Consider the following 8943-nt stretch of genomic DNA (forward strand, 5'->3'; position numbering starts at 1 on the left):
GACCTTAGACCAGGCTTCGGACATTCCTCCGAAGCGGGGTGGCAACGATTCGGCCACGCCGCCTACTCGACGCTCACCACGGCCCGATGAAGAAGCACGTCCTCTCCCCCCGCTCGCCACCGGTATCCCGGGCGGAGCACGGTCACGGCCGTGTCCGCGGCAGGGGCTCCCATCAGCGGTTCGTGCAGCGCCCGGTCGAAGGCGACCTGCCCACCGACCTCGCCGATCGGCTCGATTTCCTGCGCCGACACCAGACCTCGCACCCGCTCGACCATGACCTCTGGACCGGTGTTCGCCGCGGCGAGTTCCTCGACCTCGGCGGCGAGTTCCGCCAGCGCCCTGATCGCATCGATCTGCAGTTGACGTCCTTGGGAGGCCCGCAGACCCGCCACGCGGTCATGCTGCTGCTGGAGCCGCAGTTCGAGGTCGGCGTACCGTGCGCTCATGTCGGCCGCCTGTGCCTCGGCGTGAACTCTGCGTTCGGCGGCTTCCTTCACTTCTTCCTGCGCTCGGTCGAGTTCCTGCCGCAGGCTTGCCACCCGCTCTCGGCCCTCCAGCGCGTCCAGCCATGCGGAGGCGTACGGATCATCGACCGCCGCCCGCTGGAAGGCCGCCGCCACCTCGCCGGCTTGAAGGTGTTCGACGAACTCACTGGGCAGGGCCATCAACCGGGCGAGCCGCGTCCGGCTCGTCACTGACGCCAGCTCACGCTCCATGACCGGCGAGATCACCCGTTGTGCCACGTCAGGGCGGACCAGGACCCGCCGCAGCGCCCCCTGCGCGAGCGCCGCCAGCCCCTCTGCCGTAGCGTCTCGCCACCACGCAGGGTCGGTGACTCGCTCAGGCCACAGCTCGGCGACGGCAACGATCAGGGCCGCACGCCCCGCCTTGAACGGCAGCCGCGGCGCGAACCTGGCCAACGCGTCGGGATCGGCTCCGTCCCGCATCGGGCCGGGCAGGCGTTCCCCGAGTTCCTGGACGACCCTGTCGAGGGCATCAAACTCGCTCCGCCCCGTTTCGGCGGCCACCAGCGAGGCGAGTTCGACGATCGGACCGGGTGCGGGTGGCGGCTCTGCGGCCACGGCACGACGCAGCAGCCAGGTGGCGGCAGCACACAGTCCGTCATCGTCGGTCCCGCGGATCTCCGCGATCGCGGCCTCAAGCAGTGCTGTGAGGGCCGCCGGATCGATGTCATGGGTGTCCAGTACGGGCGTCTTCTGCGGCCGGGAGAAGAGGAGAGTCATGACGATCGCCTTGTCGTCCGGCGTCGCCTCCCCTAGAACGCGCTCTACGTCCCTACTCGTCAGCTGCCCAAGCCCGGCGCCCGTCCGTAGAGGCCTGCTCAACAACGCGCGCTCGTCCGCCGCGGGACTCACCCCGATGGCGTTGGAGATGACCTCCCCTACCGGCAAGGGCGCTTCCGCAGTTGGAGTCCTGTTGGAAGGCGAAGCGTTGCCGGCGGCCGACGTGTCGGGGATCTCTCTCGCCTCCTCTGTCTCCGCACCGGCTTCCACCGCTTGGTTGACTTCCTCAACCGCTTCGGCCACAGAGTCGCCATCGGCTTGCCCAGGCTCTGCGTCACCCGGCACTGACGCGACGGCGGACGGCAATTTCGTCGTCTCCCTCGGGCCGTGCCATGTGTAGGTCCCCTTTTTGACGACAATGTCGTCACGCGAGGACAGCTTCGTCTGCGCTCTCTTCCACTCAGTGTCGACGCTGTCCGGCTCCAGGCCGAGATTCCGGAGCCGTTCCTTGATCGCTGCCGCATTCATCGCGGAGTCGGTCTCCCGCAGCAGCCGAGCGATCAAGCCCAGTGCATCCCGTTCCCACCACGATCGCAATGCCTCCGGATCGACGAACGACCGGTGGCGCAAGCTGCCCCTTGGGGCGAACGTCGTGGTGCCGCTGATCCGAACGTCCTCCTCCCGGCCGTCATCGTGCCAGCGGACGCTCAGTACGCCGCCCTTCCGTTCCAGAAGGTCCCCTGTGCGTACCCCCCCGTCCGCACCCGGCAGTCTGCTGACAACGATCAGGCTCTCTTCCACGGCTGACACTCTAGACGCAGCGGCGGGTGAAGCCCGTCAGGTCCTGGGGGACGCCAAGGCTCCCGCTCCTATCGAGAGGATCGCAATCTGGAGGCGGTGGTGCGGAGTTTTTGCCAGGCCGCCTTGGCGTGGTTGTTCAGGCGGGTGCTGAGGCGGCGGGCGGTGGGGAATTCGGTGCCGAGGAGGCCGAGGCCGGCGAGGATGGCGACAATGCCGGGGCCCGGGAGGACGAGCATGGCGGCACCGGCGATCATGAGGGCGAAGCCGGCGATCGCGACCGCGATCTTGCGCAGGAGGCGGACTGACGCCCCGTGCCGGGGCTTCGTCCTCACCTCGGAGCGTTCCATCGTGGTCGTCGTCACAGCGTCCTCCCCCGTCGCGTGGCCCCTTAAGTGGGACGAACGGCGGGGCGGCCGAGGATCCCGATCCGGCGGGATGTGACCAGGGCCACGCCGGGCGGTCCCCGGGGGCTAGCATCTCGGTAATGGAGATCCCGTTCGGTGCGGGGCGCCGGGTGCGCGGGCGCCTGGGGGCCTGGGCGGCGCCGGTGTGGAGGCGGCTCGGCGGGCGGGCGCAGTGGCGGATCGCGCGGCTCCGGCATCAGACGTTCCTGGTGTACGCGGGCGGGATCGTCCGGGACGAGCGGGGGCGCATCCTGCTGCTGCGGCACCGGCTTTGGCCCGGGTACCGCGCGTGGGGGCTGCCCGGCGGGTATGTCAACGCCGGTGAGCGGCTGGAGGACGGGGTCGCCCGCGAGGTCCGGGAGGAGACGGCCCTGGTGGTGGACGTCCCGGGGCCTCCGCTGGGGGTCGCCAGCGGCTTCCGGCACCGGGTCGAGGCCTACTACGAGGCGCGGGTCGTCGGCGGGCGGCTTGAGCTGGACGCGGCGGAGATCCTTGAGGCGCGCTGGTTCCCCATGGACGAGCTGCCAGACGAGATGTCGCCCCGGCTCCGGAAGGTCATCGTCGCACTTGACCTCAAGCTGAGTTGAGGTCGCAGGGTGGGCGGCATGAGCCTCACTGACGTGGAACGCGAGTACCTGGCGACGCAGCGGCTGGGCCGGCTCGCCACCGTGGGCCCCAAGGGCGACCCGCAGAACAACCCGGTCGGTTTCGTTTACAACGCCGAGACCGGCACCATCGACATCCGCGGGTGGAACCTCGCCAAGAGCCGCAAGTACCGCAATCTGCGCGACAACGACCAGGTGGCGTTCGTCGTCGACGACCTGGCCTCCGTCCAGCCGTGGCACGCGCGTGGCATCGAGATCCGGGGACGTGCTGAGACCGCGGTCGCGGAGGCTCCGGAAGGGACGCATTTCGGGGACGACGTCATTCGCGTCCATCCCCGCACCGTCTTCTCCTGGGGCATCGATCCGGACGCCGAAGGGATGACCAAACGCGTCGTTGAGTAGGGCCATCCGACGGGGTCCCGAACGCGCCGCGGGCCGCGCAGATCGGCGGTCCGTCGCCGGGCCGGCGGGCCTCAGGCGCCCGGGAGGGGTTCCTGGAGGGCGAACCGGTCGCCGGTGGCGTGGCATTTGGGGCAGCGGGCCGGCGCGTGCTTCCCCCGGACGACCTCACCGCAGACGGCGCACGCCCATTCGGTGGTCAGCAGCGCCATGACGTCCGAGCGGGAGACGACCCCGACGAGGTCGCGGCCCGACAGCACCGGGACGCGGCGGATGCGCCGCTCCAGGAGCAGGTGGCGGGCCTCCTCGACGTCGGTGTCCTCGGTGACGCTGATGACACCGGTCGTCATCACGTCCGCGGCGGTCTCCCCTTCGCGGGACAGCAGGTCGTACTCGCTGACCAGGCCCACGACGGCGCCGTGGCCGTCGACGACGGGGACGGCGCTGATCCGGCGGGCGCGCAGCAGGGCCGCGACGTCGGGCACGGGCGCCTCCCGCTCCACGGTGACCACCGGGCTCGTCATGATCTCTTTGACCTTCACTGCTGCCGCCCCAGAATCAAGCGGGCCCCCGCACCGTCCGGTGGGGGAAGCCCGGTCGTCGTCCTCCCACATGACCTTAGATGTCGCGATCGTTCCGGTCTGCACCGGGCCGGAACGGGCCGCTCGTCCGCAGGTCGCTATCACTCCTTCCCCGATATCGCACGGATGATCCGGATCCGGGCCGGGCCGCGCACGGCAGGGCCCGGTACGGAGGCGCCGAGCCTCCGCACCGGGCCCCCGGAATCACCTGGCGGAGCAGGTGGGAGTCATTCCCGTGCCGGTGCCGGTCCCCTGGAAGCCGAACTCGGTTGACTGGCCCGGGGCGATGGAGCCGTTGAAGCCGACGTTGCCGAACTGGACCGCGCCGCTGTCCCCGCTGCGGTCGGCGTTCCAGGCGCTGGTGACGGCCGCGCCGGGCGGCAGGGTCAGGGAGACCGTCCAGCCGTTGACCGGCGAGGAGCCCGCGGACACCCGCACCGTGGCGACGAAGCCTCCCGTCCACTGGTTGGTCGACACCGCCGCCGAGCAGCCGCCTTCGGACGGGGGCGGAGTGGTGGGCGGCGGGGTCGTGGGCGGCGGGGTTCCCGGGCCGTCGGAGAGGGCCGGGGTCTGCCAGTCCCTCCACTGCGCCAGGTCGCCTGCCTTGCCGCTCGCGATCCTGAACCCGCCGGTGGAGCCGCCCGAGCGCAGCAGGAACCTCTGGATGTTCGCCCGGAGCGGCGCCTGCCATTCGGAGCGGCTGGCGCAGTGCGTGCCGTCCTGGACGTCCGACCAGTAGGTGATGGCGCCGCCCGCGCCGAGCGCCTTGTAGACCTCCGCTCCGCCCAGCGCCGACACGCTTCCGGACTTCGCGGCCAGCCAGTCGATGTGCGGGTTCTCCATGATGAACAGCCCGCGCGGAGCGATCATGGCGACCATCTCGTGGGTGTCCACGGGCAGCCCGCCCGGGTTGCCGGTGTAGGAGCCGAACGCGTCGCCGAGCCACGGCTGCTCGGAGTAGGCGCTGCTCAGCGGCTGCGCGCCGCTCTCCTGAGCGATCCCGCGGAAGACGGGGACGCCGCCGCTGCCGGACTCGATCGGCATGGTCAGCGCGATCCGCTGGTCGAACACGCCGGCCGTGAAGGCGCCCTTCCCGTACCGGGAGCATCCCGTGACGCCGACCGAGTCGGCCTTCAGGATGCCGCCGCCCGACTGCTCGATGACGTCGATGATCCGGCTGGCGCCCCAGGCCCAGGCGGCCAGCAGCCCGGTGCCGCTCGACGACCCGTAGATGCTGTAGAAGGCGCCTTGCTTGTTGCTGCGGGCGGTGCCCTCTTTCCCGACCGCGAGCGGGTCGTAGCTGATGACGGCGGCACCGGACGATCTGATGGTGTTCGTGTCGGCGCCGAACCCGCCGAGGACGATGACCGCCGGGAAGGGCCCGCTGCCGCTCGGCAGCTGGACGCCCGCCGAGAAACCGGCGCTCCTGCCGTTCTGCGACACGTTGACGGTGATGCTGCTGCTGGAGACCGTCCCGGTGACGCTCGCCGGCTTACCGGGCTTCTCGCCGTAGACGTACTTCTCCGCCAGCTTCTTGATCTCCTCGCGCCGGCAGCGCCAGTCGGGCTTGCTGGTGATGCGCGTCCCGTCCAGCTTGGTGAAGGGGTCGGGGAGCTTGGAGTTCGCGGGGAACGACCCGGGCAGGGACACCGGGCAGTCGGCGCCTTCGTCCTCAACGCCCGCCGCGGCGGCCGCGCTTCTCGCCAGCACCGCCACCGCCGCGGCGACCACGAGCGCCACCACCGCCAGCAGGACGACCGGCAAGCGGGCCTGAGAGCGGCCCGAGTTGATGATCACTTGGCCTCTCCTTCCGGGGGTGATGGAGACCGAGCCAGCGACCATTGATCACACGGTCAACTCTCGAAAGTTTCGAACTCTATACCGAAATATGTCAACGAAGTTTCCACCGCTTTCAGCCGGGACGCGGCGGGGACCGGCCCGGCTTACGGCTGCGATGGCTCCCCGCTCGACGCCGGGGCGGAGGGCTCTTCGCTGGGAGTCAGGCCGGACGGTCCTTCGCTCGTCTCAGGCGGGGACGGTTCCGTGCTCGGCCCGGAGTCCGACGGCTCCTCAGTGGGCGTCGAGGTCGACGGGGTTTCGCTCGGCGCGGGGGTCGGCGACTCACCGCCATGCCGGGGTTCGCAGTCGATACCGTCGTGATCGCGGTCCTGGTACCAGCCGTATTCGGGGTCCACGCCTTGGTAGTACGGGCCGTATCCGGCGGCATTCGCCTGCGCACAGGTATCGAACCGCGGATCGAGTCCGTTCCCTCCGCCCGGCTCCGGGGTCGCGGGTTCGGCGCTGTTCAAGGGCTCGCAGTCGATGCCGTCGTGGTCACGGTCCTGGTACCAGCCGTATTCAGGGTCCACGCCTTGGTAGTACGGGCCGTATCCGGCGGCATTCGCCTGCGCACAGGTGCCGAACCGCGGATCGAGTCCGTTCCGTCTGGCCGGTGGCGGCCCTCCCCCGCCCGGAGGTGTCGTCGGCGGGACGGCCGTGGACGGTGTCGTGGCGGGGGCCGGCTCCCCCTGCGACGACTTCTGGGACGCCTCGCCGCCGCACGACGCGAGGCCGGTAAGGAGCAGGACCGCGGCCAGTGCGGCCAGAACCGCAGAGAGCTTCCGCGTCGCGGGTGGGCGGTCGCGACGCGATGGCGGGCGGGATTCGGTAGGCATGACATGCCCTTCGTCCGGGGAGTCCGCCGCATCAAGCCCTTATTCCACCCCAAACACCCCATTATCGACATAAGACACAAATAACGCGGCTCTCAATAGTCCCCCAAATCTCACAGCGCACACGATGCGGATCTCCCGCCGGCCGGCCGGGTCATTCGGCCGGGTGACGTCTCGGGGCCGCGCGGACGTGGGCGCGTTCGCCTTGTTTCCCGACGAGGCTCAGGAACTCGACCGGACCGGCGCTGGTGGCCCCGAACCAGTGCGGGGTGCGCGTGTCGAACTCCGCGGCTTCTCCCGGCTTGAGGATGAGGTCGTGTTCCCCGAGGACGAGGCGGAGCGTTCCGTTGAGGACATAGGCCCAGTCGTAGCCCTCGTGGGTGCGCAGGTCGGGTTCGGTGTCGTCGCGTCCGGCGGGGAGGACGAACTTGTAGGCCTGGATTCCCCCGGGCCTCCGGGTCAGCGGCAGGATGACCGAGCCGTCGTTGCAGGCGATGGGACACGCATTCGACAAGGACTATTGGGAGCTGCACTGGCAGCAGGGCCGAGCCGCAGGCCCCGGCTCCATGGGCGGCAGCCCGCCGAACCCGTACCTCGCTCGCGAGACCGCCGGCCTGGCACCGGGGACGGCACTGGACGCGGGGTGCGGCGCCGGCGCCGAGGCGATCTGGCTCGCGTCCCGCGGCTGGGACGTCACCGCGGCCGACATCTCGTCCGAAGCACTGGCTCACGCCGCCGGACGCGCGGCGGAGGGCGGGGTTTCCGGGCACCTCCGGTGGGTCGAGGCGGATCTGAGCATCTGGAGCCCGGACACGCGGTTCGACCTGGTCATGACCCACTACGCCCATCCGGCGATGCCCCAGCTGGAGTTCTACGACCGCATCGGCGCATGGGTCGCCCCGGCGGCACGCTGCTGATCGTGGGTCATCTGCACACCCACGGCTCCACCGGCCACGGGCACCATCCTCCCGCCGAAGCGTCGGCCACGTCCGCCGCCATCACCGCGCGCCTGGACGACACGGAGTGGGAGATCGTCACCGCCGAGGAGAACCTCCGCACGCTCACCGGCCACGAGGGCCGAGAGGTACCCCTCCACGACGTCGTCGTGCGCGCCGCCCGGCTCCGCTGATCATGGCGGTCATCGCGTCGGTGTCCGGGCTGAACGTCGCCCAGCCGGAGCTCGCCGTCGCCTTCGACGCCTCGCAGAAAGAGGTGCTGTGGTTCATCAACATCTACACCATCAGCCTGGCCGCGCTGCTCCTGCCGCTCGGCGCGCTGGGCGACCGGTGGGGCCGCCGGCCGGTGCTGCTCGCGGGCCTGCTCGTCTTCGGGACGGCGAGCGCGGCGGCCGGCCTCGCCCCGTCGCCGGAGGTCATGCTCGCCGCGCGGCTGCTGAGCGGCGCCGGCGCAGCGATGATCATGCCGGTCACCCTCGCCGTCATCACCTCGACGTTCCCGGACGGGGAGCGCTCCCGGGCGATCGGCGTGTGGACCGGCGTCGCCGGCGGCGGCGGCATCCTGGGGATGTACCTGTCGGCCGCCCTGGTCGACCTGGCGAGCTGGCGGTGGCTCTTCGTCCTGCCGGTCGTGCTCGTCGCGGTCGCCGTGGCCATGACGCTGCGGTCCGTCCCGAACTCGCGCCAGGCGCCGGAAGGCGGGTTCGACGCGGTCGGTTCGCTGTTGTCTCCGTCGACGGCGGCTACCTCTCGATCCTTCCCGGCATGCTCGCCATGGGCTTCGGCATGGGGTTGGCGGGGGCGCTGGCCCGAGCCGCCCGTGAGTCCTTCGTGGACGGCTGGCAGCAGGCCATGTGGGCGGGCGCGGCGGTCATGGCGGTCCTGTTCGTCTACGTCCTCGCGCGTGGTCCGCGGGACCGGCCGCAGGGCGTTGAGCAGCGTGGATCCGACGTGCCGGGGCGGCCCGCCCGGTCTCGGCGGCCCAGGTCGGACGCCGATCAAACGCGAAGTTTCTGATTTTTCGGTTATCGCCCGTCCTGGCGGGGGTCTGCACCGTATCTACAGGCACCCGACGAGAGGACGTGGCATCGCCATGAGCAACCCCATTCCCCCCAGGAGCGGAGGGCCGGGCCCGAGGCGGCGGCAGCGGACCGTGTCCGGTCGCGCGGCGGCGTGGACGGCCGCGGGCGCGGCGGGGCTGCTGGTCGTCGGCGGGATCGCGGGCACGGCGAGCGGCGCGTTCGACGGCGGCTCCGGCGCCGCCCCGGCCGCGAGCGGCTC

Annotated in this window: 10 protein-coding genes and 1 pseudogene; 5 read left to right on the plus strand and 6 right to left on the minus strand. The window is 71.0% G+C overall.

Going from position 1 to position 8943, the window contains the following annotated elements; all coding sequences use genetic code 11:
- Positions 1-62 precede the first annotated feature (62 nt).
- Together AL2_RS31125 and AL2_RS31130 are read right to left on the minus strand one after the other, a co-directional pair.
- Positions 63-2045, minus strand: coding sequence for a hypothetical protein (locus tag AL2_RS31125; RefSeq protein ID WP_067639975.1), 1983 nt, complete (start codon positions 2043-2045; stop codon positions 63-65).
- A 68-nt stretch (positions 2046-2113) separates the two neighbouring features.
- Positions 2114-2407 carry a PGPGW domain-containing protein gene (locus AL2_RS31130; RefSeq protein WP_067639977.1) on the minus strand — a complete coding sequence of 98 codons (294 nt, stop codon included), beginning with the start codon at positions 2405-2407 and terminating at the stop codon, positions 2114-2116.
- A 122-nt stretch (positions 2408-2529) separates the two neighbouring features.
- Here AL2_RS31130 and AL2_RS31135 point away from each other — a divergent pair, with 122 nt between their 5' ends.
- A complete protein-coding gene (locus AL2_RS31135; protein ID WP_157438471.1) occupies positions 2530-3036 on the plus strand; it encodes an NUDIX domain-containing protein in 507 nt (168 codons plus the stop codon).
- An 18-nt stretch (positions 3037-3054) separates the two neighbouring features.
- On the plus strand, positions 3055-3456 hold the full coding sequence (locus tag AL2_RS31140; protein ID WP_067640006.1) for a PPOX class F420-dependent oxidoreductase: 402 nt from the start codon (positions 3055-3057) through the stop codon (positions 3454-3456).
- A 71-nt stretch (positions 3457-3527) separates the two neighbouring features.
- On the opposite strand, the gene AL2_RS31145 is transcribed toward AL2_RS31140, so the two are convergent.
- The 4 genes and pseudogenes from AL2_RS31145 to AL2_RS31155 all read right to left on the minus strand — a co-directional run.
- Positions 3528-3977, minus strand: coding sequence for a CBS domain-containing protein (locus AL2_RS31145; RefSeq protein WP_210748287.1), 450 nt, complete (start codon positions 3975-3977; stop codon positions 3528-3530).
- A gap of 261 nt (positions 3978-4238) precedes the next feature.
- The gene (locus AL2_RS31150) at positions 4239-5831 is read right to left on the minus strand and encodes a glucuronyl esterase domain-containing protein (RefSeq protein ID WP_067639981.1); all 1593 of its coding nucleotides are present in this window, start codon (positions 5829-5831) and stop codon (positions 4239-4241) included.
- 146 nt (positions 5832-5977) lie between these two features.
- Positions 5978-6709, minus strand: coding sequence for an excalibur calcium-binding domain-containing protein (locus AL2_RS40175; RefSeq protein ID WP_083947072.1), 732 nt, complete (start codon positions 6707-6709; stop codon positions 5978-5980).
- 151 nt (positions 6710-6860) lie between these two features.
- A pseudogene (locus tag AL2_RS31155) lies at positions 6861-7187 on the minus strand (cupin domain-containing protein); the annotation flags it as partial.
- A gap of 13 nt (positions 7188-7200) precedes the next feature.
- Between AL2_RS31155 and AL2_RS31160 the strand changes: the two are divergent.
- The 3 genes from AL2_RS31160 to AL2_RS31165 all read left to right on the plus strand — a co-directional run.
- A complete protein-coding gene (locus AL2_RS31160; RefSeq protein ID WP_210748285.1) occupies positions 7201-7623 on the plus strand; it encodes a class I SAM-dependent methyltransferase in 423 nt (140 codons plus the stop codon).
- Positions 7624-7625: 2 nt separating this feature from the next.
- Positions 7626-7835, plus strand: coding sequence for a hypothetical protein (locus AL2_RS38795; protein ID WP_210748284.1), 210 nt, complete (start codon positions 7626-7628; stop codon positions 7833-7835).
- A 2-nt stretch (positions 7836-7837) separates the two neighbouring features.
- A partial coding sequence (locus AL2_RS31165; protein ID WP_218003728.1) for an MFS transporter occupies positions 7838-8943 on the plus strand: 1106 nt, incomplete at its 3' end.

The sequence above is a fragment of the Actinomadura latina NBRC 106108 genome (genome assembly GCF_001552195.1).
Classification (GTDB): Bacteria; Actinomycetota; Actinomycetes; order Streptosporangiales; family Streptosporangiaceae; genus Spirillospora; species Spirillospora latina.